This window comes from Umezawaea endophytica, from assembly GCF_025061645.1.
Taxonomy (GTDB): Bacteria; Actinomycetota; Actinomycetes; order Mycobacteriales; family Pseudonocardiaceae; genus Umezawaea; species Umezawaea endophytica.
The window spans coordinates 219050-245148 of the sequence record NZ_JANYMP010000005.1; the positions used below are offsets into that span (position 1 = coordinate 219050).

The 26099-nt window shown below is 72.5% G+C and carries 21 protein-coding genes; 1 reads left to right on the forward strand and 20 read right to left on the reverse strand.

What is annotated here, in order from left to right; genetic code table 11:
* Positions 1–72: 72 nt before the first annotated feature.
* The 12 genes from NZH93_RS13315 to NZH93_RS13370 form a co-directional block, all read right to left on the reverse strand.
* Positions 73–1887: a phospholipid carrier-dependent glycosyltransferase gene (locus NZH93_RS13315; protein WP_259623347.1), complete on the reverse strand. Its 1815-nt coding sequence runs from the start codon at positions 1885–1887 to the stop codon at positions 73–75.
* 69 nt (positions 1888–1956) lie between these two features.
* On the reverse strand, positions 1957–3306 hold the full coding sequence (locus NZH93_RS13320) for a cation:proton antiporter (RefSeq protein WP_259623348.1): 1350 nt from the start codon (positions 3304–3306) through the stop codon (positions 1957–1959).
* 293 nt (positions 3307–3599) lie between these two features.
* Positions 3600–3710 carry a UbiA family prenyltransferase gene (locus NZH93_RS13325; RefSeq protein ID WP_259623349.1) on the reverse strand — a complete coding sequence of 37 codons (111 nt, stop codon included), beginning with the start codon at positions 3708–3710 and terminating at the stop codon, positions 3600–3602.
* 223 nt (positions 3711–3933) lie between these two features.
* Positions 3934–4551: a dTDP-4-dehydrorhamnose 3,5-epimerase family protein gene (locus tag NZH93_RS13330; RefSeq protein WP_259623350.1), complete on the reverse strand. Its 618-nt coding sequence runs from the start codon at positions 4549–4551 to the stop codon at positions 3934–3936.
* A 23-nt stretch (positions 4552–4574) separates the two neighbouring features.
* Positions 4575–5684 carry a DegT/DnrJ/EryC1/StrS family aminotransferase gene (locus tag NZH93_RS13335; protein WP_259623351.1) on the reverse strand — a complete coding sequence of 370 codons (1110 nt, stop codon included), beginning with the start codon at positions 5682–5684 and terminating at the stop codon, positions 4575–4577.
* Positions 5681–6658, reverse strand: coding sequence for an NAD-dependent epimerase/dehydratase family protein (locus NZH93_RS13340; RefSeq protein WP_259623352.1), 978 nt, complete (start codon positions 6656–6658; stop codon positions 5681–5683). Before NZH93_RS13340 ends, NZH93_RS13335 begins: the two co-directional genes overlap by 4 nt.
* Position 6659: 1 nt before the next feature.
* Positions 6660–8072 carry an NDP-hexose 2,3-dehydratase family protein gene (locus NZH93_RS13345; protein WP_259623353.1) on the reverse strand — a complete coding sequence of 471 codons (1413 nt, stop codon included), beginning with the start codon at positions 8070–8072 and terminating at the stop codon, positions 6660–6662.
* A gap of 382 nt (positions 8073–8454) precedes the next feature.
* Positions 8455–9531 (reverse strand): alpha-hydroxy acid oxidase, encoded by a 1077-nt coding sequence (locus tag NZH93_RS13350; protein ID WP_259623354.1) that lies wholly within the window; start codon positions 9529–9531, stop codon positions 8455–8457.
* Positions 9528–10601 (reverse strand): 4-hydroxyphenylpyruvate dioxygenase, encoded by a 1074-nt coding sequence (hppD, locus tag NZH93_RS13355; RefSeq protein ID WP_259623355.1) that lies wholly within the window; start codon positions 10599–10601, stop codon positions 9528–9530. Before hppD ends, NZH93_RS13350 begins: the two co-directional genes overlap by 4 nt.
* A 222-nt stretch (positions 10602–10823) precedes the next feature.
* Positions 10824–12014, reverse strand: coding sequence for a cytochrome P450 (locus tag NZH93_RS13360; protein WP_259623356.1), 1191 nt, complete (start codon positions 12012–12014; stop codon positions 10824–10826).
* 14 nt (positions 12015–12028) lie between these two features.
* Complete coding sequence (locus tag NZH93_RS13365) at positions 12029–13792, reverse strand: amino acid adenylation domain-containing protein (RefSeq protein ID WP_259623357.1); 1764 nt, start codon at positions 13790–13792, stop codon at positions 12029–12031.
* Positions 13789–14619 carry an alpha/beta fold hydrolase gene (locus NZH93_RS13370; RefSeq protein WP_259623358.1) on the reverse strand — a complete coding sequence of 277 codons (831 nt, stop codon included), beginning with the start codon at positions 14617–14619 and terminating at the stop codon, positions 13789–13791. Before NZH93_RS13370 ends, NZH93_RS13365 begins: the two co-directional genes overlap by 4 nt.
* Positions 14620–15167: 548 nt before the next feature.
* Here NZH93_RS13370 and NZH93_RS13375 point away from each other — a divergent pair.
* The gene (locus NZH93_RS13375) at positions 15168–16454 is read left to right on the forward strand and encodes an aminotransferase-like domain-containing protein (protein WP_259623359.1); all 1287 of its coding nucleotides are present in this window, start codon (positions 15168–15170) and stop codon (positions 16452–16454) included.
* 115 nt (positions 16455–16569) lie between these two features.
* Here NZH93_RS13375 and mpaM read toward each other — a convergent pair whose 3' ends face one another.
* The 8 genes from mpaM to NZH93_RS13415 all read right to left on the reverse strand — a co-directional run bounded on the left by mpaM (position 16570) and on the right by NZH93_RS13415 (position 26030).
* The gene (mpaM, locus tag NZH93_RS13380; protein ID WP_259623360.1) at positions 16570–17394 is read right to left on the reverse strand and encodes a daptide-type RiPP biosynthesis methyltransferase; all 825 of its coding nucleotides are present in this window, start codon (positions 17392–17394) and stop codon (positions 16570–16572) included.
* Positions 17395–17449: 55 nt separating this feature from the next.
* Positions 17450–19057 carry an ArnT family glycosyltransferase gene (locus NZH93_RS13385; RefSeq protein ID WP_259623361.1) on the reverse strand — a complete coding sequence of 536 codons (1608 nt, stop codon included), beginning with the start codon at positions 19055–19057 and terminating at the stop codon, positions 17450–17452.
* Positions 19058–19185: 128 nt separating this feature from the next.
* Positions 19186–20001, reverse strand: a complete 816-nt coding sequence (locus tag NZH93_RS13390) for a PIG-L deacetylase family protein (RefSeq protein ID WP_259623362.1) — start codon at positions 19999–20001, stop codon at positions 19186–19188.
* Positions 20002–20195: 194 nt separating this feature from the next.
* Positions 20196–21344 (reverse strand): glycosyltransferase, encoded by a 1149-nt coding sequence (locus tag NZH93_RS13395; protein ID WP_259623363.1) that lies wholly within the window; start codon positions 21342–21344, stop codon positions 20196–20198.
* A 24-nt stretch (positions 21345–21368) separates the two neighbouring features.
* The gene (locus tag NZH93_RS13400; protein WP_259623571.1) at positions 21369–22148 is read right to left on the reverse strand and encodes a class I SAM-dependent methyltransferase; all 780 of its coding nucleotides are present in this window, start codon (positions 22146–22148) and stop codon (positions 21369–21371) included.
* A 162-nt stretch (positions 22149–22310) separates the two neighbouring features.
* Positions 22311–23525, reverse strand: coding sequence for a glycosyltransferase (locus NZH93_RS13405; protein ID WP_259623364.1), 1215 nt, complete (start codon positions 23523–23525; stop codon positions 22311–22313).
* 56 nt (positions 23526–23581) lie between these two features.
* The gene (locus tag NZH93_RS13410; RefSeq protein ID WP_259623365.1) at positions 23582–24808 is read right to left on the reverse strand and encodes a glycosyltransferase; all 1227 of its coding nucleotides are present in this window, start codon (positions 24806–24808) and stop codon (positions 23582–23584) included.
* A gap of 52 nt (positions 24809–24860) precedes the next feature.
* Positions 24861–26030, reverse strand: a complete 1170-nt coding sequence (locus NZH93_RS13415; protein ID WP_259623366.1) for a glycosyltransferase — start codon at positions 26028–26030, stop codon at positions 24861–24863.
* Positions 26031–26099 lie beyond the last annotated feature (69 nt).

Consider the following 26099-nt stretch of genomic DNA (forward strand, 5'->3'; position numbering starts at 1 on the left):
AGCGCTGTCGCCCGTCGGCACCCGGCCCCCGTCCCGCCGCGCAGAATCGTCCTAAGTGGACCATTCGCGTGGTTAAGGCCTGCGGTAGATCGTGATGGAGTAGCCCACCTCGTCGATCTGCGTGCTGCTGGCGATCAGCTCGGCCAGCGGGTCGACCACGGGCTCGTCCTGCCCCTGGCCGCCGAACTCCCCGCCGCCGCCACCTCCCCCGCCGCCACCGCCGCGGATGCCGCCCGCGACCGCGGCGGAGGCCGACACGGCGAGCAGCCCGTGCACCTGGTCCTGCGGCACCGCGAGCGGGTCGGCGGCGTCGATGCCGTAGTAGGACGGCGATCCCATGCCCTGGTAGGCGAGCCAGACCCGCTCACCGGGGTAGCGCTCCTTCAGGCGGGCCGCCAGCCTGCCCAGGTCCTGGCCCCAGTCGACGTTCGAGTCGTGCAGGTTCCGCTGGGTGTTGGCCGGACCGCCGAACGCCTCGTTGGAGTACGGCAGGTAGTACGGGAACGTCAGCATCGAGCTGACCGCGGAGAAGGCCACCAGGACGACCACGGCGATGGTCGCCCACCGGCGGCGCAGGGAGACCACACCCGCCGCCGCGACGGCCAGGAACATCGACATGAAGACCAGGTACCGCACGCCGATGTCGCGGTTGCTGGTCATCGCCGCGGCCAGCAGCACCGCCGCGGTGACGAGCACGTACGGCGCGGCCGGGCGCAGCCGCGGCACCGCCAGCATCACGACGGCGCCCGCCACCCACAGCGCCAGCGCGCCGAGCGACGTCTTCACCAGCAGCGCGGCGGGCAGGTAGTACCACAGCGAACCCGTGTAGTGCTTGCCGAACAGGAAGCCGGTCCACTCCAGGTCTTCGAGGCCGAACTGGTCGTGCATGCCGAACAGGTACGGCTCGGGGAACGGCAGCCAGTCGACGAGCGCGCGCACCCCGTCGACGGGGTAGATCTCTTGCGGCGCCTCCCAGCGCAGGCGCGGGTCCACGGCGAGGTAGGACGCCCACACCACGGCGATGGCGACCAGCGCCACGCCCACGGCCGCCGCCACGCCGATCCCGAGCAGCCGGGCGGTCTTCCTCAGGTCGAGGTCACCCGTGCGGCGGGCGTGCCAGACGGACAGCACGACCAGCGGCAGCAGCACCGGGAGCGCGGCCAGCGCGCTCATCTTCGTCGCGAGCGCCGCGCCCAGCGCGAGTGCCGCGAGCGGGATGTAGAGCACCGGGCGGCGTCGGGCCCGCCACAGCATCCACACCGACGTCAGCAGGAAGCCCGCCGTCGGCACGTCGAGCGTGGCCAGCGATCCGTGCGCGATCAGGTCGGGTGAGAACGCGTACAGCGCGAGCGCCACCAGCCCTCCGACGGGACCGGCCAGCTCACGGGCGAACGCGAAGACCACCAACCCGAACAGCAGCGTCAGCACGATCACCGGCAGCCGCCCGAACAGCAGGAGCTGCTCCGGGTCGTTGCCCGCCTCGTAGAGCACGTGCTTGGCGAGTTCGTACTGGTGGCCTTCGAAGGCGGGGTCGAGGTGCGGGCCGACCAGTGCCGTCCCGGCCGCGATGATCAGCTTGCCCAGCGGCGGGTGCTCCGGGTTGTACTTCAGGCTGTGCTGTTCCAGGTACACCACCGAGGTGCCCACGTAGATCGACTCGTCCACGGTCGGGCTCTGCTCGACGGCCGTGGTCACCATCGCTATCGCCATCTGGGCGAGCAGCACGACCACGGCGCCCGCCAGCAACCACCGCCGGTGCCGCCGAAGCCGGTCGAACAGGCCCGGTGGGCGTCCGGCCTCGGACTCGGGCAGGTCCGCCGCCCGCCCGTCGTCCCGTCCGCCGCCTCGGGTCTCGGGCAACCCGGTCTCGATGCCGTCGGTCGTCATGTGTGTAGTTCCTTCCCCGTCCAACCGTCACTGCGGGCGTCATCCACAAGATCGTCTACTGGACAGCGTTCAGGGCACCTGATCGTTCCGGCTAGCCGCCGGTTGTGTGGTCCACGCCTGGTGCTGGGACTCGCGGACCTGCTCCTCGGCGGTCTGCTCCACCCTGGCCATCGCGAACCGCAGGATCGGCGGGGCCATCAGCGAGGTGACGATCGCGACCAGGATCACGATGGTGTAGACCTCCACGCTGAGGATGCCCAGCCGCAGGCCGACCATGGCCACCACGACCTCGATGACCCCTCGCGCGTTCAGCCCGGCGCCGAGCGCCAGCCCCTCCCACTTGTTCAGCCCGCTCAGCCGCGCGCCCGCGTAGGCGCCGATGAACTTGCCGACGATGGCGAGCGCGAGGATCACCAGCCCGGTGAGCAGCACCTGCGGGCGGGCCAGCGCGGTGAGGTCCATCCGCAGTCCGGCCATGGCGAAGAAGACCGGCGCGAAGACCGACAGGACGACGGTGCGCAGCGGCGCGAGCTTGGCCGGGTCCACCTTGCCCGCCGTGCCGATCAGGATGCCGCAGACGAACGCCCCGAAGACCGCTTCCAGGCCGAGGGCCTGCGTTCCGGCCGAGGCGAGGAGCATCAGGACGACGACCACGCCGACCGTGGTCCCTGGACCGTCGGACTTGGCGGCGGCGCGCAGCGCGCCCCGGACCAGCGGCCTGCCGAGGGTGAGCGCGAACGCGATGATCGCGACCAGGTAGGCGAAGGAGGTGAGCACGGTGCCGGTGGACACCGCGTTGACCGCCATCGCGCTGACGATGGACAGCATGAACCAGCCGAACGCGTCGTCGATCATGCCCGCGGTGAGCGTGAGCTGCCCGACGTTGCGGTGCAGCAGTTTCATGTCGATGAGGGTCTTGGCGATGACCGGGATGGCGCTGACGCACAGCGCGACACCGAGGAACAGCGCGAAGACGGTGCTGTCGGTGCCGTCCGGGACCAGCGCCTTGGGCAGCAGGTAGCCCGCGCCGATCCCGAGGCCGAGCGGGATGACCAGACCGCCGACGCTGACCCAGGCCGCGGTGGCGCCGCGACGGCGGACCAGCCCCATGTCCATTTGCAGGCCGGTGACGCCGACCAGCAGCAGGACGCCGATCTGGCCGACGGCGTCGAGGAGGTGGTACTGCTCGGCGACGGCCGGGAACAGCCAGCCGTGCAGGCCCGGCGCGGCCCACGCCAGGAACGAGGGACCGAGCGCCACCCCGACGAACAGCTCACCGACGACGGCGGGCATGCCGAACCGGGCGGCCAGCCTGCCGAGGACGACGGCGAGCAGGAGCAGCAGGCCGACCTGGAGCAGGAAGATCAGGAGGTTGTGCGCGGCGATCGGCGCGATCGGCGCGGCGAGCGACAGAGGCATCTTTCTCCCTCGGGGAAGGACTCGCTGGGGGGAAGCCCCGACACGTGGTCGGGTGCGGGCGAACGGGCGGCCGGGGACCCGCCGTGGTTCGGCGGGCCCTGCCGGTCGACCGGCCGCCGGACCCTTGGCCGGGGTGCGGGCGAACGGCCCCCGGAACCACGGCCGGGGTCCAGCAGCGGGCGCCGCGGTTCAGCGGGCCCGACCGGTCCACCGGCCGCCCGACACCTGGCCGGTGTCCAGCAGCAGGCGCGCCGTGGTCCGGCGGGCCCGGCCGGTTGACCGGCCGCGGCCGGTCAACGTTCGGCCGGGCTCGGGTCGACCTCGACGGTGCGCCCGTGCGCCGCGGGCGGCGTGACGCGGCCGGGCCCGGTGGCGGCGATCGGTCTTCGTGGTGTCCGGGACATCTGATCCTTTCGCGTCGGAGGTCGTGGTCGAGCGGGCAGGCGGGGTCCCGTTCGGGCGGTGGTGTCGTGCGGAGGTCGCACGGGTGACCGGGCCGTCCCGGAGGGAGCCCGGTGGAGGGGTGGGCCTGCCTGCCTCGTCGGCGTCGACGAGGGCGGTGCCGGACCGGCCGCGCGACCGCCACCTCGTCGGGGCGGTCGCGGCACGGGCGGTACCGGTTCGGGGTCAGGAGGTGACGGGCACCCCGGTCAGCCGTCGCTCGATCTCCCGGCTGGTGGCGTAGTCCGGCAGCAGGCCCTGCCGCTCCGCCTCGGCGAGCGTGATGGCCACCCCGTCCCGGTCGGACAGGATCGGGTCGACGCCGGAGTCGACGGGCAGGCCCAGCGCGGGGTCCAGGACGGAGAGGGCGAGTTCGTCCTCCGCCACGTACGTCCCGGAGATCATGTACGACATGACGGTGTCGTCCTCGAGCGCCACGAACGCGTGGCCGACACCGACGGGGAAGTACATCGCCCGGTGGTCCTGCTGGTCCATCAGGACCGCGTCCCACCGGCCGAAGGTGGGCGAGCCGACCCGGATGTCGACCACGATGTCCAACGCCTTGCCACGGGCGCAGTACACGTACTTCGCGACGCCCGGTGGCGTGGCGGTGTAGTGGATCCCCCGCACCACGCCGCGCTTGGACATGCTGTGGTTCGTCTGGGCCACGGGGAAGAGCCTGCCGCCGTGGGCCTTGACGAAGGCCTCCTCCTGGTACGGCGACAGGAACAGGCCCCGGTCGTCGGGGAAGGAACGCGGGGTGAACTCGATCGCGCCCTCGACGGCGAGATGGCGTGCTTGCACGGCTGCTCCTGCGGTTGCGGTGGTCAGAGGGAGGACAGCACTTCACGAACCGCGTGGACGACCTTGTCCTGGAGGTCGGGCGAGAGGGCCGGGTACATCGGCAGGGAGAAGATCTCCTTGGCGAGCTTCTCGGTCACCGGGAACGCGCCCTCCGCGTAACCGAGGTGGGCGAACCCGGACATCGTGTGCACCGGCCACGGGTAGCTGATGTTCAACTGGATGTCGTACGCCTTCAGCCGTTCCAGGACCTCGTCGCGCCGCGGGTGGCGCACCACGTACACGTAGTACACGTGCTCGTTGCCGGGAACGGTCTTCGGGAGCACGAGGCCGGTGTCGCCCAGCCCCTCGACGTAGCGCTCGGCGATGGCCCGGCGGGCCGCGACGTAGGTGTCCAGCCGCTTGAGCTTGCGCCGCAGGATCTCCGCCTGCACCTCGTCCAGCCTGCTGTTGTGGGCGGGCGTCTCCAGCGTGTAGTAGGTCTTCTCCATGCCGTAGAACCGCAACCGCCGCAACCGGTCCGCCACGGCCTCGTCGGAGGTGATCACCGCGCCGCCGTCGCCGTAGGCGCCGAGGACCTTGGTCGGGTAGAACGAGAACGCCGCCACGTCACCGGTCGAGCCCGCGATCGTGCCGCCCTGCCTGGCCCCGTGCGCCTGGGCGCAGTCCTCCAGGACGGCCAGGCCGTACCGGGTGGCGAGTTCCTTCAACGGCGCCATGTCCACGCACTGCCCGTACAGGTGCACCGGCAGCAGGCACCGCGTCCGCTCGGTGATCGCGGCGGCGACCTGGCCGGTGTCCATCAGGAAGTCGTCCTCGCGGACGTCGACGAACACCGGGGTCGCGCCCAGCGCGTCGATGGCGACCACGGTCGGCGCCGCGGTGTTGGACACCGTGATCACCTCGTCGCCCGGCCCCACGCCCAACGCCTGGAGGCCGAGCTTGATCGCGTTCGTCCCGTTGTCCACCCCGACGCACTGCCCGACCCCGTGGTAGGCCGCGAACTCCTCCTCGAAGCCGCGCACGCTGTCACCGAGCACGAGTTGCCCGGACTCGAAGACCGTCTCGACCGCGTCCAGCAGGTCGAGCCGCTCGGCCCGGTATTCGGCCAGGTAGTCCCATACACGCGTGGTCATGCGCGAGCCCCTCCGTGAACTGGTGTCGTCAACGCGGCGACGGTGCGACGCACCCCGTCGGACAGCGAGATCTCCGGTCGCCACCCGGTGATCTCCCGGAACAGCCTGGAATCGATGGTGACGCCGCGCAGGTCCGTCTCCGGCGCGTGCGACGGCGGGTCCACGCACGTCACCTCGACCGGGTCCAGCCCGGTGCGCTCGGCCACCTCGCGGGCCACCAGCCGGAACACCTCGCCCAGTTGGTCGCCCCGGCCCGCGCCGAGCAGCCAGTGACCGCCCACCAGCGGGTCGGGGTGCGCCAACGCCGCCGTGAACGCCGCCGCGATGTCCTGGACGTGGACGAGGTCCCGTCGCACCGTGCCGTCACCCCAGATGGTGAGCGCCTGGCCGTCGATCGCCCGCCGCACCATGGCCGACACGACACCGCGGTCCTGGTTCGCCCCCGGTGCCGTCGTCTCACCGAACACCGTGGGCAGCCGCAGGCTGACGCCGCGCACCCGACCGGTCGCGGTGGCGTCCTTGAGGATCCGCTCCGCCGTCAGCTTCTGCACGTCGTAGGGGGTCGCTGGGTGGTCGGGCTCGCTCCCGTCGAGCGGCTCCCGCGGCGGGACGCCGACCTGCGAGGCGGCACCGCCGTACACCACCAGCGGCGGTGTGCCTGCCGGGCGGCCGAGGACGTCGACGAGGTCGCGCATCACGCCCACGTTCACGCGCTCCGCCTCCTCGGTCTCGGCTGCCCGCCACCCGCCGTCGGCCAGGAGCAGGAACACCACCGCGTCCGATCCGGCGACCGCGTCGGCGAGCGCCGCCCGGTCGGTGAGGTCGGCGGCGACGACGGTCGTCTCCGCCGGGCCCGGCACGGGTTCGATCGGCCTGCGCGCCACCGCCCGCAGCCGGATCGGCAGGCGTGCCAACGCTTGCGTGACGGCCGAGCCGACGAAGCCCGAAGCGCCGAGGACGGTGACCTGCTCCATGTCAGGCAGCTCCTTGAGGTTGGGCCGTGGCGGCGTTGATGCAGGCGAGGAGCGTGCGCGCCTCGACGTTGACGTAGTGCCCGTGCCGGGTGAGCGCGGTGAGCTGGGCCGGGGTGACCCAGGCGTAGCCGGGCGGCGGGTCGACCGCCTCGTCCACGTCGATGGCGAGGTACCTGGCCCTGACGTTGAGGAAGCGGCCGCCTTCCTCGGAGTGGATGGCCTCGTAGCGGATCCGCGACCGCGGGGCGTCCTGGACGGCGTCGAGGAACGGCGGACGGTCCTCCGCGGGCAGGTGCGCGTAGTTGCGGGGCGTGCACTGGACGGTCGGGGCCAGTTCGACGGTGTCCAGGAAACCGCCGTCGGCGCGGGCGTGCACCAGGACGTGCGGCACGCCGTCGATCTGGCGCACCAGGAAGGCGACGACGCCGATGCCGACGGATTCGAGCAACGGCTGGGTCCAGCTCGTCCGCTCGCGGTTGCTGCCCCGCACGGTGACCGCGAGGACCTTGAAGTAGCGGCCGTCCTCGTGCTCGATCGCCTCGACGCCCTGCTTCCAGCCGTCCACGTCCGTGAGCGGGATGCGCCGGGCGCGCACGTCGTGGCGCGAGCGCTCGTTGGTGAACCACGACAGGAGCTGGACGTCGGAGAACAGCGCGCCGGGAGCCGTGTCGTGGTACGGCAGGCAGGACAGCACGCTCCTGGCGTTCATGTTGATCGTCTCGTCCTCGTGCATCAGCTCCGCGATCTGGCCGAGGGTGAGCCAGCAGAAGTCGTCCCACACCGGCACGTCGTCGACGGTCTCGACGATCATGTTGCGGTTGGTCTTGCGGAAGAACCAGGAACCCTGCTCGGCCTGGAGGACGTCGACGACCACCCGCTCCGGGTCCGGCGGCGCGAAGTACTCGATCAGCTTGACGTTCGTGCCGCCGTGGGCCTTGGTGTAGTTGCTCCGCGTGGCCTGCACCGTCGGCGAGAGCTGCACCAGGTTCGGGTTCCCCGGCTCCATCTTCGCCTGCATCAGGAAGTGCAGCACCCCGTCGAACTCCTTGCACAGGATGCCGAGGATGCCCACCTCCGGCTGCTTGATGACCGGCTGCTGCCACTCGCGGTAGGGGCCGTCGCCGTGCGGGCCGTCGTGCTCGACCACGTGCAGGCCCTCGATGGCGAAGAACCGGCCGCTGCGGTGCACGAGGTTGCCGGTCACGCCCTCGAACCCCCACTGGTCCAGGCTCGCGAACGGGATGCGCTCGACGTGGAAGACGTTGGCCTCGCGGCGTTCCGCGATCCAGGCGCGGACGTCCTCGGTCCGCATGTGCACCCCGTCGGTGGTCGCGGCGGACAGCGCTATGCGGTCCGCGTGGTCGCGGTCGTCACGAGGGCGCACCGCGATGGGTGGCACGAGGTGGTGCAGCATCAGCGGGCTCCTTGTCGCGACCGTCGCGCGGTGATCAGGACGTGGCGGGCACGCGGGTGCTCCCCGAACGCCTCCACCGCGCCGACGACGCGGTGGAGGTCTACGACGGCAGGGATCCCTTTATGCGCCAACACCTGTCCTGCGGACGAGCAGGAGGACGCGGCACCCGCGGGTCCGGACGGTCCGGTGTGGACGGACAGCTCCAGGGTCGGCGTGCTGCTGACCGTCTTCGACACACCCACCCCCGTGTCCTGGATCCGCCGCGGAACCGCCGCGGCGCCGCCGTCGCCCTGACCTTCGCGGACCGCGGAGGAGGCCTCCGTGAAGGTAACTTCGGTTGATCTCGAAGGTCCAGATCGTCCAATTCCCGGTGAGCGCGGCATCAGCCGTACCGGAGGACCTTCGTGGCCAGCCCGCGGGCCGCGCTCACCGAGTCGCAGCCCGCCAGGCCCATCGCGTCCCGGAGTTCGGCGGCGAGCAGGTCGAGGACCTGCCGCGCGCCGTCCTGGCCCGCCGAGGCCAGCCCCCACATCACCGGCCGCCCGACCAGCACGCCCGACGCGCCGAGCGCGACCGCCTTGAGGACGTCGCCGCCGCAGCGGATCCCGCCGTCCAGCAGGATCTCGCAGCCGCCGGAGACCGCGTCGGCGATCTCGGCCAGCACCTCGACCCCCGGCACGGCGCCGTCCAACTGACGGCCTCCGTGGTTGGACACCACGATCCCGTCGGCGCCGACCTCGACGGCTCGACGGGCGTCCTCGACGGCGAGGATCCCCTTGAGCACCACCGGCAGGTCCGTGTGCTCGCGGACCGCCGCCACGGACTCCCAGGTGGCAGGGGCGAACTCGCGCGCCGTGTGGTCGGCCACCGCCGACACCCCTTCGGCACGGCGGTGCGCGGCGGTCCCCGCGTCGAAGTTGGCCGCCGTCACGGACTCCGGCAGGGCGAAGCCGTTCCGCATGTCCCGCAGCCGACGCCCCATCCACGGCACGTCGACGGTGAACACGATCGCCTCGCACCCGGCGTCCTCCGCCCGGCGCACGAGTTCCAGTGACCGCTTCTCGTCCTTCAGCCAGTAGAGCTGGAACCACGATCGGCCGCCGACGGCCGCGACCTCCTCCAGCGCAACGCTGCTCAGGGTGGGGATGACGTACGGCACGCCCGCCTCACCGGCCGCGCGCGCCGCCGCCAGCTCCCCCTCGGGGTGGAACATCCGCTGGTAGGCGACCGGCGCGACCACCACCGGCACGGCGGCGGGCCTGCCGAGGAGGTCGGCCTCGGTGGTGCTCCCGGCCAGGTCGCGCAGCATCCGGGGCACCACGAAGACCCGGTCGAGCGCCGAGCGGTTGGCCGCCAGCGAGGCCTCGGTGCCGCTGCCCCCGGCGAGGAAGTCCCAGATCTCGCCGGGGAGCACGTCCCGGACGGCGCGTTCGAGGTCGGCGAGGCAGACGTGGGTCATCGGCGGGAGGTGCCCAGCTCGCTCTGCCCGGTCCGCTCCAGCTCCACGGCCTCGTACAGGGCCTTGATGTTGGCGCTGCCGAAGGTCTCCGCACCCTGCCTCTCGATGATCTCGAAGAAGATGGTGTGGCGCGGGTGGGTGGAGGCGGTGAAGATCTGGAACATCTGGCCGCCGTGGTCCTCGTCGGCGAGCACGTTCGTCGACCGCAGCTCGTTGAGCGCGTGCGTCTCCAGCGCGATCCGCTCCCCGAGCATGTCGTAGTAGGTCGACGGGGTCTTCAGGAACTCCACCCCGCGCCGCGACAGCTCCTGGACCGCGCGGACCGCGTCCGCGCTGTTGAAGGCGATGTGCTGGATGCCCGCCCCCTGGTGGTCCTTGAGGAAGTCGTCGATCTGGCCGGGGTCGGCGTTCCGGTCGGGCTCGATCAGGGTGAGGGTGACCGCTCCCGACGCGCTCTGCACCACCGTGGAGTTCATCGCCTGCGCGCCGACGACGATGTGCTCCTCGAAGATCTGCCGGAACCCGAGTGCCCGCTCGTAGAACGCGACCGTGGGGCCGAGGTCACCGGCGTCGAGGCAGACCGCGAAGTGGTCGATGGCGAGCAGGTCCACGTCGCTGCCAGGGTTGCCGCTCGGAGCGGGGGCGGACCCGTCGCGCTGGACGAGCGTGTGCACGACGTCCCCGAAGCCGCCGATGGTGGCCGTGACGACCGGCCCGTGGGGCTCCGCGTCCGAGTGCCGCCCAGGCTCGCGGATCGACTCCGCGCCCGCCTTCACGGCGGCCTCGAACGCGGCGGCCACGTCCGGGGTGCTCAGCGCGATGTCGGCCACGCCGTCCCCGTGCGTCTGGAGGTAGGCCGCGCCGGGGTGGCGGTCCGACGTCGGCTCGGTGAGGACCAGCGTGATGGGCCCCTGCCGCAGCGTCGTGCGCCGGTGGTCCTCCGTCCGGTCCGTGGCGGCGACGGTGAACCCGTATTCCTCCACCCAGCCTCGCGCGGCCACGTCGAGATTTCCGACATACATTTCCACATAGTCGATCTCAAAATTCTGCACCGTCGATCGCGGCGTCACGACATTCCTCCCCAGAAATAGATGTGATGCTCATTCCAGGATGACCCCAAGCGAATTTCGCATCAATGGTGTCCGCTTGACACTTCAGCCGCCCGGAAATCGACGGGACGGCGTGCGACGCACCGGGAGTCCACACTGGACCGGCAGTGTGCGGTGAACGACCGCTAACCCGGCGGGGCGTGAAGTCCCACCGGGTCCGCGGCCTGTGCGTCGAGTCCGGGATCAGCGCCCGGTGAACCGCACCGGCAGCTCCCGGTACCCCTGCACGACGATCGCGCGCAGCCAGGTCGGCTCCTCCACCAGTTCGACCCGCGACACCCGCTCCGCCAGCGCCCGCAGCACGATCGACAGCTCGATCCGGGCCAGCGCGGATCCGAGGCAGTGGTGCACGCCGTGGCCGAACGTGATGTGCCGGTTGGGCTTGCGCCCCGGCAGGAACGCGTCGGGGTCGTCGAACTCGGCGGGGTCCCGGTTCGCCGCGGGCAGCCACGCGACCACCGGCGTGCCGGGCGGCAGGTCCTGGCCGTTGACCGTGACGTCGGCGGTCGTCACCCGCAGCACGTGCATCGCGGGCGAGGTCCAGCGCAGCACCTCCTCCACGACGGTGTCGACGTCCGCGGTCCCGTCCCGCAGGTCCGCCAGGAGGCCGGGCACGGTGGCCAGCGCGTGCACCGCGCCGGTGATCGCGTGCCGCGTGGTCTCGTTGCCGCCGATCAGCACGTTGTCGCAGTTGAGCAGCACGTCGTCGATCGTGAGGCCATCCGCGGCCACCAGCGTGCTGACGAGGTCGTCGCCCGGCCGCTCCTGGCGCGCGGTGATCAGCTCGTCGAAGTAGACGAGGATCTCGGTGTGCGCCTGGCGCGGCGTCATGCCGTCGTACAGCTCGTCCTCGCCGCCGAACGCGTGGTTGGTCAGGTCGATCATCATGTCCTGGTCCGCCGCGGGCACACCGAGGATGTCGCACACGACCGCGGCGGGGATGCGCGAGCCGACCTCCGTGGCGACGTCGCACACCCCGCCGTCGAGCGCCCGGTCGAGGACGCCGTCCACCTCGGCCCGCACCCGGTCCGCCAGCTCCCGCGCGGCTGCCCTGGACAGCAGCGGCCCCACCAGCTTGCGCAGCCTGCGGTGCGGTTCCCGCTCGGTGACCACCATCATCCGGCCGCCGGAGGTGTCCGGGTGGTCGCGGTCGAACCCGATCATCATCCCGTACTCGGAGGTGAACGGCGCCGACGGACCGAGGACCGCGGCGCACGCCCGGTGCGAGAACACGGACCAGAAACCGGTGGGCGAGCTGCCGGGCCCGCTCCACACCACCGCGTCCCGCTCCGCGAGGTCCCGCCACCGGGCCCGGCGGTCCAGGGTCGTGTACAGGTCGGGGTCACCGAGGTCGACGCCGTTGGTCGTCAGCATGAGTGGTCTCCGGGTCACGTCAGGGCGCCGTCGAGCACCAGTGCGAGCTGAGCCACGCTCGGCGCGTTGAAGAAGGCCTGCACCCTCAGCCGGACGTGCAGGCTCGCGCGGATGCGGGCCACCAGGCGGGTCGCGAGCAGCGAGTGCCCGCCGATCTCGAAGAAGCTGTCGTCGACGCCGACGCTGCTGACGCCCAGCACCTCCGCGAACAACGCGGCCAGGTGGATCTCCGTCGGCGTGCGCGGTGCCCGTCCCGCTGTCGCGCGTTCGACGTCCTGCCCGTCGGGCGCGGGCAGCGCGGTCCGGTCGACCTTGCCGTTCGGCGAGGTCGGCAGGCGCGGCAGGCCGACGACCAGGTCGGGCACCAGGTAGGAGGGCAGCCGCTCGCGCAGCGGCGGCAGGAGGTGCTCGGCGGGGACCCGCGTGCCCGCGGTGCCGACCACGTAGGCGACGAGCCTGTTGTCGTGCGCGACCACGACCGCCTGGGCCACCCCGTCCACCGCGAGCAGCGCGGCCTCGACCTCGCCGGGCTCGATCCGGTGGCCGCGGACCTTGAGCTGGTCGTCCGCCCGCCCGACGAAGACGAGTTGGCCGTCCGACCTGGCCCGCACCCGGTCACCGGTGCGGTACATGCGCTCGCCCGGAGCGCCGAACGGGTCCGGCAGGAACTTCTCCGCGGTCAGCGCCGCTCGGCGGAGGTAGCCGCGGGCAACGCCGGGGCCCGCCATGTACAGCTCGCCCACGTCACCGTCCGGGACGGCCCGCAGCCGCTCGTCCAGCACGTACGCGCGGACCCCCGTGACCGGCCTGCCGATCGGTGGCGTGCCCTCGCCGTCGAGCGGGTCGCTCGCGGTCACCGCGACCGTGGCCTCGGTCGGGCCGTACGCGTTGATCATGACGCGGTCCATGGCCCAGCGCTTCGCGACCGGGGCCGGGCACGCCTCGCCCGCGACCAGGAGCGTCAGCCCGGCGGGCAGGCCGTCGGACTCCTCCAGCGGCGCGAGCGCGGACGGCGGCAGCGTGACGTGGGTGATGTGCTGGTCCCGGACCAGCCTGGCGAGCGGCTCGCCGGGCACCAGGTCCGACGTGGGAGCCAGCACCAGGCAGCCACCGGCCATCCAGATCGGCCAGAACTCGGCGACCGCGGCGTCGAAGCTGGGCGACGCGAACGCCAGCAACCTGCTGTCCGGGCCCAACCTCTGGCGGCGCACGTAGTCGGCGGCCAGGTTCGGGATCCCGCGGTGCGTGACCACGACGCCCTTCGGCCGCCCGGTCGAGCCCGAGGTGTAGATGACGTACGCGGGGTGCGCGGGGTGCAGCGGGCCCAGCCGGTCGCCGTCGGCCAGGTTCGGCTCGGACCGGCCCGCCTCCCGTCGCACGGCCAGGACGACGGGCGCGCCCGCGACGTCCTGCCCCGGCAAGGACAGCAGGCACTGCGCCGACGCGTCGTCGAGCATGTACCGCCTGCGCTCCTCCGGGTACTCCGGGTCGACGGGCACGTACGCGCCACCCGCCTTGAGCACGGCCAGGATCGCGACGACGAGCTCGACCGACCGCGGCATCGCCAGCGCGACCAGCCGCTCCGGACCGACCCCGTGCGCCACGAGTTCACGCGCGAGCCGGTTGGCCTCCGCGTTCAGCTCGGCGTAGGTCAGCGTGGTGGCGCCCATCGCCACCGCCTGCCGATCCGGCACGGCGGCGGCGGTCGCCTCGAACAGTTCGGGTGCCGTGCGGGCCTCGGGGAAGGTGTGACCCGGTGGCACGATCGCGCCGGTCATGCGGTTTCCTCCAGGCGGGCGGCGGACTCGACGCGGAGGAACCCGATCAGCTCCCGGTTCACCGCGTCCGGGTTCTCCAGGTAGCCGAAGTGCCCGCACCTCGGGATGGTGCGGTGCGTGGCGCCGGGGATGGCGGCGGCCAGCTCCCGCCCGGCGAGCGGCGGCGCCACCAGGTCGTGCTCGAACGAGACGACGTGGCAGGGCACCGTGATCGCCCGGTAGGCCGCCAGGCGGTCGGGCAGCGCGCTCAGCAGCAACTGCGCCCGGACGCCGGGGCCGCGGTTGTCCGCCGCCGCCAGCAGGTCGAGCCAGTCACCGGTGAGGTCGTCGTCGGCGAGCGTCTCGGGCCCCAGGTTGTGCAGGGCGCGCACGGCGGCGAGGTACCCCGCGGGCAGTTCGGTGCCGCGGTCGATCAGCTCCGCCTCGGCCTCCGCGAGCACCCGCTGGACGAGGCTGCTCCTGCCGCAGGCGGCCATCAGCACGACCGAGTCCAGCAGCTCCGGGTGCGCGAGTGCCAGCTCCTGCGCGATGTACGAGCCCATCGACGTGCCGACCACGCGGCACGGCGCCAGGCCGAGGTGGTCGACGAGGGCGGCCACGTCCGCGACGAGGTCGTCGATGGTGAACCCGTCCGCGCCCTCGTCGCTGGGCGGGATCCCGCGGTTGTCCGTGGTGATCACCCGGAACCCGGCGGCCAGCAGCGCGGGCACCTGGTGCAGGTCCCACACCGAGCTCGGCGCGCCGGTGCCGGTCAGCAACAGCACGGGCGGACCGGTGCCGCGGTCGTGGTAGGACAACCGGATCCCGGCCTCGGTCGTCATCAGCATGCTGGTCCTCCCCCGTTCACCACGTCTTCCCACGTCACGTCGAGCACTCGCGCGAACGGCGTCGAGTCCGGCGGAAGCCCGGCGTCGACGCGTCGCCGCGGTTCGGCGGCGGTGATGTCGGAGGTCACCGGCGCGTTCCCGATCCCGGTGAAATGGCCGCGCGGACCGGTGAACGGCGCGCGTCCGTTCTCCTCGACTTCTTCGGGCGCCCGGTCATCCCGCGGTTTCTTGTTTCCCTCAACGGTTCGATCCTCCCCAGGTGCTACCGCGCAGACGTGACCGTACCTTCAGGAATGGCGTGTCCGGAGGAGTCGGCGATGGACAACGGACGACCGAGGACGCCCTCGTTCCCTTGCACAGCACCGATACCGATCCGGACGGGCGCGCGGCCCGGCCGGATCTCCCCTCTCCCGCATCAGTTCCACCGCACGGTCCGCGAACTCGTCGCGCGACTCGCTGTTCATTGTCCGGGAGCAGGTCCGGGAATTGACCGAGCGTCCACGGGTCCCTGCTTGACACCTCAACGGCGTGTGGAAATCCTAGTATTCATGGATTCCCACGGTCTGTCCACTCGGTTGAGCATCGAAACGCTGCACGGGTCACTCACCGATCCGGCCATCTCGTCGATGAACCTGCTGAACGAATTGATCGACGAATATCCGAAGGCCATTTCCATGGCGGCGGGCCGCCCGTACGAGGAGTTCTTCGACGTTCGTCTCGTCCACGACTACATCGAGGCGTACTGCGACCACCTCCGGCGCGATCGGGAACTGGACGAGGCCGGGGTCACCCGCACGCTCTTCCAGTACGGGACCACGAAGGGCGTCATCGCCGACCTCATCGCCCGCAACCTCGTCGAGGACGAGGGCATCGACGTCGCCCCGGAGTCCGTGGTCGTCACCGTTGGCTGCCAGGAGGCGATGTTCCTGGTGCTCCGCGCGCTGCGGGCGGACGAGCGGGACGTGCTGCTCGCCCCCGCCCCCACCTACGTCGGCCTGACCGGGGCGGCGCTGCTCACCGACACGACCGTCTGGCCGGTCCGCTCCACCGGGAACGGCATCGACCCCGACGACCTCGTCCTCCAGCTCAAGCGCGCCGACGAGCAGGGCAGGCGAGTCCGGGCCTGCTACGTCACGCCCGACTTCGCCAACCCCACCGGCACCAGCATGGACCTGCCCGCCCGGCACCGGCTCCTGGAGGTCGCCGAGGCCAACGACATCCTGCTCCTGGAGGACAACGCGTACGGGCTCTTCGGGTCCGAGCGCCTCCCGTCGCTGAAGTCCCTCGACCGGGCCGGGAACGTGGTCTACCTCGGGTCCTTCGCCAAGACCGGCATGCCCGGCGCCCGCGTCGGCTTCGCCGTGGCCGACCAGCACGTGGCCGGGGGCGGCCTGCTCGCCGACCAGCTCTCCAAGCTCAAGGGCATGCTCACGGTCAACACCTCCCCCATCGCGCAGGCGGTGATCGCCGGGAAGCTCCTCCTCAACGACTTCAGCCTGGTCCGGGCCAACGCCAGGGAGATCGCCATCTACCAGCGCAACCTCCGCCTGACGCTGGGCGAGCTCACCCGCAGGCTCGGCGGTCTCGCGGGGGTCGAGTGGAACACGCCGACGGGCGGGTTCTTCGTCACCGTCACCGTGCCCTTCGTCGTCGACGACGACCTGCTGGCGCACGCCGCCCGCGACCACGGCGTGCTGTTCACCCCGATGCACCACTTCTACGGCGGCAAGGGCGGGCACAACCAGCTCCGGCTGTCGATCAGCCTGCTCACCCCGGACCTGATCGAGGAGGGCGTGGCCCGGCTCGCCGCGCTCGTCACCGCACGCCTGCCCTGACCACCCGCGGCCGTGGACGGACGCTGGGGGCGGGGCGCACGTCACCGCCCCCAGCACCGCGGCCTCCTTGAGCGCGCGCCTCCGGACCCGCCGCGGCGCGGCGGGTCGGGGCGGCTCATGAGGGATCGCTCCGCACCGTCGCCACCAGCAGCACGTCCTGGTGGCGGCCCCCGGCGAACACGAGCGGGGCCCGCTCGACCACGTCGAACCCGGCCTGCCCCAGCTCCCGCACCACCTGGTCCGCGGTGAGGCCCCGGACGCGGCTGGTGCAGACGACGAAGGGGTCCGCCGACCGGTCGGCGGGGTAAATGGTCACCTCGCTGATCTCCTCCGCCGGGACCAGCCTCGCGTGCAGCACGTACCGCCTGCCGCTCGCGCCCGCGAACTCCTGGCTGCGCTCCAGCGACTCCGGTTCGGCGTCGACGGCGTCGGGCACGCCGAGCAGGAACCGGCCGCCGGGCTCCAGGTGGTCGCGGACCGACGCGTACAGGCCGGGCCGGTCGGCGGTGTCGAGCAGGTTGATCGTGCCGGGGCTGATGACCACCGTCCCGAAGCGCTTGCCGAGCGCGAAGTCGGACATGTCCCCGGCGACCACCGTGCACCGGTCCCGCTGGTCGGTCGGCGCGTCGGCCAACCGGCCCTCGAACAGGGCGCGCATCGCGGACGACAGTTCGAGGACGGTCATCTCCCAGCCGTGGGACAGGAGGGGGAAGGTCAACCTGCCCGTCCCGGCCCCGAGTTCCAGCACCGGCCCGGACGCCGGGCGGATGCGGGTGGTGTACTCCCCCGCTTCCCACGAGTCCTCGTGCAGGATGTCGCGGTAGATGTCCGCGGCGTCCTCGTCGTAGAAGTCGCACAGCACACCCCGCTCGCCCGCCGAGGCCAGCAGGACGTCCGCGTGGGTGGTGCGCACCGGCACGAACTCCAGTTGCTCGCTCATGAAACCAACCTCCTGGTCGACATCCGTCTGGTGGTGGGCGGCTCCCCCGCCGACCTCACGCGGAACCCGACGCCGGTCCGGCGTTGGCGTCGAAGGAGTTGCCCGAGTAGTCGAGGTCGAGCACCGAGACGGCGTACGCGGCGGGCGCGGCCAGCACGGCCACGACAGCGATGGCGAGTCCGGCGGTGACCAGGGTCGGGGAGGTCTTGACCAGCCGCCCCAGCACCAGCACGACGAGCGCCACCACGCCGAGCGCGAGCGCGCTCCACTTGGCCCACGGCAGGAAGTCGGGGTAGGCGGACCAGAGCCAGGCGCTCCAGGCCACCTCTGCCGCGACCGCGGCGGGCAGGACCCAGGCCTGCGTGCCGCCCTGCCGGTAGGCGCGCCAGAACATCACGATGCCGAGTGCCGAGAGGGCGGAGATCGCGGGCGCGAGCGAGGCCACGTAAGCGGTGTGCTCCACGGCGGTCGCGCTGAAGACGAAGCCGGAGGTCACCAGCCACACGCCCCACATCAGCACCCCGCCCCGCACCGGGTCGGTGCGCTCGGCGCGGCGCCACCACCAGAGCCCGCACCCCAGCGCCAGCAGCGCCAGCGGGAACAGCCAGGCGATGGCGACACCGAGGTGGCCGTCGAACAACTTGGTCCACCCCAACGGGTCCACCCGGCTCGCGACCTTGGACCGGTCCACGTCCGGCGGCCCGCCCATCCCGATGTCCCCCGGCCCCACATCGGCGAGCCCCGCGTCACCCGGTCCCACGTCACCCGGTCCCACGTCGCCCGGCCCGGCCTGCGACACGTCGCTGCCCGGCGCGCCGAGCGCGGGAGGGCCGCCGCTCCGGCCCGCGTTGGGCGCGGCACCGGGCAGGTCGATGCCCAGGCGGCCGAAACCGTTGTACCCGAACACCATCGCGACGGCGCTGTTGTTCGTGCTGCCGCTGATGTACGGCCGGGCACTGGCCGGGGTGGCGGTGTAGAGCGCGACCCACGACAGCGACACCGCCAGCGTCACGACCCCGGCGATCCCCAGGTGCCGCAGCCGCGTGCGCAGCTCGGTCGGCGCGGTCAGCAGGTAGCCGATCACCAGCGCGGGGAGGATCATCCACGCCTGCACCATCTTGGCCTGGAAGCCGATCCCGACCCACACACCGGCCCAGAGCAGCGACCGCAGCCGTGCTTCCAGTACGGCGCGCTGGTACGCGTCGACGGCGAGCACCAGGCACATGACCAGCATGCCGTCCGGCATGCTGTGCCCGAACATGGACGCGGCGACCGGGGTGAGGGTGAAGATGCCCGCGGCGAGCAGGCCGGGCGCCACGCCCGCCCACCGCCGCACGACCCGGTACATCACCAGCACCGAGACCACGCCCTCGATCACCTGCGGCAGCGCCAGGGACCACGCGTGGTAGCCGAAGACCTTCGCCGAGAGGACCTGCGGCACGAACGACCCGGCGAGCTTGTCGAGCGTGTACGTCGCCTCCGCGTCGACGGCGCCGAACCAGAACGCCTGCCAGCTACCGGCCATGCTCTTGACGGCGTCCGAGTACAGCGGCGCGTAGTCGACCCGCGACAGGTTCCAGGAGTAGAGCACCACCGCGACGAACGCGATGCCCAGCAGCGCGGGCCGGGCCCACTTCGGCTGGCCCGCGGGCGAACGCCACACCGCCCAGCGGGCGGATCTGCCTCCTGGGGCTGGATCTTCGGTCGGCGAGGGTGGGTGGACAAGTGATGTGGACACTCCGGTAGCACCTCCGGGTGTGACGCGGCGTCGGTAGCGGGGATCGGGACTTGTCAGCTCACGAGAACCGGCCAGGTCGTCTCGCCGTATCCGCCGTCCGCGGAAGTCTTCCGGGCGTGCGCGTCCAGCCTGCCGAACGTGTCGTTGTCGTCGCGTCCCCGGAACATCGCCAACTGGGACGCGTAGAACGCCACGGCGTCGAACTTCCGCACCCGCAGCTCTTCCGTGGCGGGGCTGAACTCGGGCGGCCCGAGGACGAATCCCGGTGGCAGCTCGACCGCACCCGGTCGGAAGATCGCGTAGGGGAGGTCTTCCCACAGCCGCACCGGGATGTTCTGCTCCCGCGCGGCGAACAGCGCGGCGTCGCGCGTGGCCTGGTTGTCGGGGTGGTCGAGGACGGCCGCGCACGTGACGAGCAGCGTGGGGCGGCACTCCTCGATGACCGACCTGATGTCCTCCCCGATCTCGGCGACGAGATCGGGGTCGTCGGCGGGCGCGCGCCGGTTGATCGCGATCTTCGGCCCGCCCTCCAGGTGGTCCGCCAGCCACTGGCCGTCCGGCAGCCTGCGGTAGATGGAGTCGAGGAACCGGCCGTGCCGGTGCTCCAGGCCGAGGTGGTCGAGGGCGGCGATGTCCTCCTTGCGGCGGAAGAGCGGCGCGTCCTCGTCCGGTGACAGACCCCAGACCGCGTGCATCCGCTCCGCGGCGGAGGAATAAGGGGGTGGCGCGGTACCGGCGAACACCGTGTACACCGTCACCTCGGCGCCGTCCTGGGCCGCCTGTGCGAGTCCGGCGCCGATGGACAGGACCGCGTCGTCCAGATGAGGGGAAATCGCCAGCAGCCGGGTGGAACCGGGGTCCTGGAACATGAGCACCATCTTGGTGACCGCGTACTCGCACTACAACGGCTGGAAATTGGACATCTCCGCCGCCGCGGTGTGTCCTCAATGGAGCGGGGGACGCCCGACGACCGGTCGGCGCATCCGCGAACGGATCCACCTGGTCGTCAGGACGTCCCCCGAAAAGACGGGAACACCGCCCCGTTCACCACTCGTCCCGCGGGCTACCCGACCGGCTTGTCCCGACCGACCGCGTCGAACAGCAGTTCCGCGGCCACCGTCGTCCCGTCCGTGCGGATCGTGCCCGCCACGGCAGCCGCTCGCGCGCGCGTCTCCGGTGCCAGCGCGGTGGCGAGCGCGGCCGACAGGGAGTCCGCGGTCGGCACCGGACCGTCGTGCGCCACCCCGACGCCCAGTTCGGCCAGCCGCGCGGCAAAGAGCGGCTGGTCCGCGATCTGGGGCACCACGACCTGCGAGACGCCCGCCCGCGTGGCCACGTGCGTCGTGCCCGCACCGCCGTGGTGGACCACCGCGGCCACCCGGCCGAACAGCACCTGCTGGTTGACCTCGCCGACGGCGAGGCAGTCGACCCCGTCGTCGACCAGGGCCAGGTCCGCCCAGCCACGGGACAGCACGACCCGGCGCCCCTGGGCGCGGATCGCCTCGACGGCCACCTTCGCGGCGTCGGCGGGTGCGGGTGCGCTGCCGAAACCCACGTACACCGGCGGCGGCCCGGCGGCGAGGAACGCCTCCACCTCGGCCGGGAGCGGCCGTTCGTCGGACGTCATCCACGCGCCGGTCCGCACCACGTCGAGGTCCGGCCGCAGGGACGCCAGGAGCGGGTCCGCCGCCACCCAGGGCCGGTCGGTGCAGGCGTAGTCGAAGAGGTTCGCCACCGGCGGCAGGCCGATCGCGGCCCGGTGGCCGTTGAGCGGGCCGCCGAAGAACCTGTCGGAGCCCTCGTTGTACAGGGGCCGCTGCTCCGGCGCCGGCAGCACGGCGGGCGAAGGGAGGACGAAGAAGTACGGGATGCCCAGCTTCTCGGCCACCGACCGCACGCCGACCGCGCCGGACAGCAATCCGCTCGCCACCACCGCGTCACACCCCTCGGCGGCGGCCGGGATCTTGTCGAACTGCTCGGCGATCCCCTCGATGGCGAGTTCGGGGCCTGCCTGCCGCCCCAGCCCGTCGGCCCCTTCGAGCACCGGTTCGCCGACCAGCACCAGCGGCACGCCGACCTCGGCCAGCCGCTCCACGTAGTCCGGCGGCGCGCACATCAGCGCTTCCGCGCCGAGTTCCCGCAACCGCACTGCCAGCGCCACCAGCGGTTCGACGTCCCCGCGTGGTCCGTACGACCACAACAGCACGCGCATCTCGCATCCCCTGTCCCGAAGTCGTCACCGCTTGATCGCGGCGATCCCGACCGTCGCGTACTTGATGGTGAAGACGCCGCCCAGCTCGTCGATCGCCGTGCCGACGTAGGTGAGGAACCGCTCGCGCTGGTCCTCTCGGAGGTGGTTCAGGCCGCCCTGGGTCGGCAGGATGTCCAGCCACTCGTCGCGGGTGTACGTCCGCTCCCAGGCGAACCGCAGTTCTTCCGGCTCGCCGAACGCGCCGGTGCGGAGGATGCCGTCGGCGGCCTTCACGTACTGCTGCGCGTAGATCTGCCTGGCGTACTCCTCGCCGTCCTCCTCACCGTCCTCTTCGGACGGTTCCGGGAACCGCGCCTCGGGGACGGCGTGCCGGTACGCCTCGGCCTGCGCGGCCATGACGGCGGGCGGGAGGTCGAAACCGTTGTCGAACAACGCCAGCAGGCCGTGGGGCGAGAGCACGTCGGCCACCTTGCGCGCACCCGCGAGCGGGTCCACCCAGTGCCAGGCGGTGCCCGAGATGACCGCGTCGAAGGTGCGGCCCGCCGGGTCCCAGTCCTCGAACTTGGCCACCTCGACGTCGAGTCCCCGCCCGCGGGCGAAGTCCGCCATGCGCCCGTCCGGTTCGACACCGAGCACCGTGCAGCCCGCGGCCTGGAAGGGGCGGGAGGAGATGCCGGTGCCGCAGCCGACGTCCACGAACCTCTTGCCGGGGCTCAACGTCGTGATCCGGTCGATCAGCGCCTGGGGGTAGGTGGGCCGGGCACGGTCGTAGCGCGCGGCTTCGAGGCCGAACCACTGCGCCATCTGCCGGTTCTCGTGCGGTTCGGGAGACAGGTTCGACATGGTCCCACCCTAGTTGTGTTCGGTGATGTCCACGGTGGCCGCGGAGCGAAAGGTGTTGGTGTGAAAGAACTTCTCCTCCGGCAGGCCGCGTGTCGCGCGGAACGGCGCGGCGCACCGGGTCCGCTACGCCGACGCCTTCACCCGGCTGACGGCGTCGAACAGCAGTTCCGCGGCCACCGTGGTCCCGTCCGTGCGCATGGTGTCCGCCACGGCGGTCGCGCGCGCTCGGGTTTCCGGGGCCAGCGCCGTGACGAGCGCGGCCGACAGGGAGTCGAACGTCGGGACCGGACCGTCGTGCGCCACCCCGACGCCCAACTCGGCCACCCGGCCCGCGTAGTACGGCTGGTCCGTGTACTGGGGGATCACGACCTGCGGGACGCCCGCCCGCGTCGCCACGTGCGTCGTGCCCGCGCCGCCGTGGTGGACGACGGCGGCCACCCGGCCGAACAGCACCTGGAAGTTGACCTCGTCGACGGCGAGGCAGTCGTCCCGGTCGTCCGGCAGGGCGAACTCGGCCCAGCCGCGGGACAGCACGACCCGGCGGCCCTGGGCGCGGATCGCCTCGACGGCCGCGGTCGCGGGGTCGCCGATCCCGTTGAAGCTGCCGAAGCCCACGTACACCGGCGGCGGTCCGGCGGCCAGGAAGGCCTCCAGCTCCGACGGAAGCGGCCGTTCGTCGGGCAGCAGCCACACGCCGGTCTGCACGGCGTCGAGGTCCGGGTGCAGCGGGGCCAGGACCGGGTCGGCGGCCAGCCACGGCCGTTCGGTGTAGCCGTAGGCGAAGATGTCCTCCACCGGGGGCAGGCCGATCGCGGCGCGCCGGACGGCGACCGGGTCGCCGAACCGCTCGCGGAAACCCCGGCCGCGCTGGTCCCACAGCACCCGGTTGTCGGTCACGCCCGGCTCGGTCGGCTCGTCCAGCGGCGGCGGGTACTCAGACGACGGCAGGTAGGCCGTGCTGTAGGCGGCGTAGAAGTAGGGGACGCCGAGCTTCTCGGCCACCGACCGCACGGCGACGGCGGCGCCCAGCTCCCCCGTCGCCACCACCGCGTCACAGCCCTCGGCGGCGGGCGGGACCTGGTCGAACTGCACGTCGATCCCGCCTGCGAGCAGGCAACGCTCCTCCTCCGGCGACGGCGGCGGCATCCCGTCCCGCAGCATCATGCGCTGCTCCTGACCGACGGGCACGAGCGGTACACCGACCTCGGCCAGCCGCTCGGCGGAGGCGGGCGGTGCGCACATCCGCACCTCCGCGCCGAGGTCCCGCAGCCGGACCGCCAGTGCCACCAGCGGTTCGACGTCTCCGCGGCTCCCGGACGTCGACAGCAACACGCGCATTTCGCCTCCCTTGTTCCGAGTGGTTCTCCGGCCCCGCTCGACGATCGCGGGGGTGGTCACGCAGACACAGCGGGCTTCTCCCGGCTGATCACGTCGAGCAGCAGTTCCGCGGCCACCGCCGCGCCGTCGGCGCGGAGCGTGCCCGCCAGGGCGCCCGCCCGCTCACGGGTTTCCGGGGCCAGCGCCGTGATGAGCGCGGCCGACAGGGAGTCGAACGTCGGGGCCGGACCGTCGTGCGCCACCCCGACGCCCAACTCGGCCACCCGGCTCGCGTAGTACGGCTGGTCGGCGATCTGGGGCACCACGACCTGGGGCACGCCCGCCCGCGTGGCGGCGGTCGTCGTGCCCGCGCCGCCGTGGTGGACCACCGCGGCCATCCGGCCGAACAGCACCTGCTGGTTGACCTCGCCGACGGCGAAGCAGTCGTCCTGGTCGTCGACCAGCGCCAGGTCGGCCCAGCCGCGCGACAGCACCACCCGGCGGCCCTGGGCGCGGATCGCCCCGATGGCCACCTCCGCGGCGCCCGCGGGTGCGTGCAGGCTGCCGAAACCCACGTACACCGGCGGTGACCCAGCGGCCAGGAAGGCCTCCAGCTCCGCGGGGAGCGGCCGCTCGTCGGGCAGGGTCCACGCGCCGGTCTGCACGGCGTCGAGGTCCGTCGGCCCCAGCGGGGCCAGCACCGGGTCCGCCGCCACCCACGGGCGGTCGGTGTAGCCGAAGCCGAAGACGTCCTCCACCGGGGCCAGGCCGATCGCGGCCCGCCTGCTGTTGAGCGGATCGCCGTACCGCTGGTAGGCGCTCCGGTTGTTCCGGTCCCACTGCGCCCGGATGTCGGTCACGTCCGGCGCGGGCGGCTCACCGAGCGGCGGCGGGGGCGCGTAGTACGGCGACGGCACGTAGATCGGGCAGTAGAAGGCGTAGAAGTACGGGATACCCAGCTTCTCGGCCACCGACCGGACGCCGATCGCGGCGGCCAGCACCCCGGTCGTCACCACGGCGTCGCAGCCCTCGGCCGCCGCCGGGAGCTGGTCGAACTGCGTCGCGATCAGCTCGTCCATGATCCGGGCCATGTCCTCGCGCGACGGCGGCCTCGACCCGGTCGACATCGCGCGCGTCGACCGGCCGACCGGCACCATCGGCACACCGACCTCGGCCAGCCGGTCCGCGGCGTCCGGCGGCGCGCACACCCGCGCCTCCGCGCCGAGTTCCCGCAGCCGCACGGCCAACGCCACCAGCGGTTCGACGTCCCCGCGGCTCCCGGACGTCGACAACAACACGCGCATCACGCACTTCCCCGTTCCGTTGGTCTTGGACGGCTCACCGGCTCGGTGCCCTTCACGCGGGAACGGCGGGTTGTTCCCGGCTGACCGCGTCGAGCAGCAACCCCGCGGCCACCGCGGCCCCGTCGGTGCGCAGCGTGGCCGCCACGGCGGTCGCCCGCTCACGGGTGTCCGGGGCCAGCGCCGTGACGAGCGCGGCCGAGAACGAGTCGAGGGTCGGGACCGGACCGTCGATCGCCGCGCCGACGCCCAGTTCGGCCACCCGGTCCGCGTAGTACACCTGGCCCACGATGTGGCGCACCACGATCTGGGGCGCGCCCGCCTGCGTGGCCACGTGCGTCGTGCCCGCGCCGTCGTGGTGGACGGCGGCGGCCACCCGGCCGAACAGCAGCCGCAGGTTCACGTCGCCGACGGAGAAGCAGTCGCTCCCGTCGTCGGGCAGGGCCAGCTCGGACCAGCCGTGGGAGAGGACCACCCGACGGCCCTGGGCGCGGATCGCCTCGATGGCCACCCTCGCGGCGTCGACCGTTCCGGGCGAGCTGCCGAAACCCACGTACACCGGCGGCGACCCGGCGGCCAGGAAAGCCTCCAGCTCCACCGGGAGCGGCCGTTCGTCGGGCAGGAGCCACGCGCCGGTCTGCACCGCCTCCTGACCCGGCGGCAACGGCGCCAGGGCCGGGTCCGCCGCCAGCCACGGCCGGTCGGTGCTGCCGAAGTCGAAGAGGTTCTCCACCGGCGGCAGGCCCAGCGCGGCCCGCCTGCTGTTGACCACGTCGCCGAACCACTGGTCGGAGCCCTGGTTGTACAGCTCCCGCCGCTCCGGGTCGAGCCACGACGGCAGGTGGATCGGGCAGAGGGCGAGGTAGGAGTACGGGATGCCCAGCTTCTCGGCCACCGACCGCACGGCGACGGCCGCGGGCAGCAAACCCGTCGTCACCACCGCGTCACACCCCTCGGCGGCCTCGGGGACCTCGTCGAACCACTCGTCCACGACCTCGGCCGCGGACTCCGGCGCCCCCGGCGGCAGCTCCCCCGGCTCACGCGCCGACTCGCGCACCGGCCGACCCACGGTCACCAGCGGCACGCCGACCTCGGCGCACCTCTCCACGTAGTCCGGCGGCAGGCACATCCGCACCTCCGCGCCGAGGTCCCGCAACCGCACGGCCAGCGCCACCAGCGGTTCGGTGTCCCCGCGCGATCCACACCCGGTGATCAACACGCGCATCTCGCATCCCCTCTCCCGCGGGTCCGGCCCCCGGCAGATCGGCTCCGACGAACTCGATCCCGCACCACG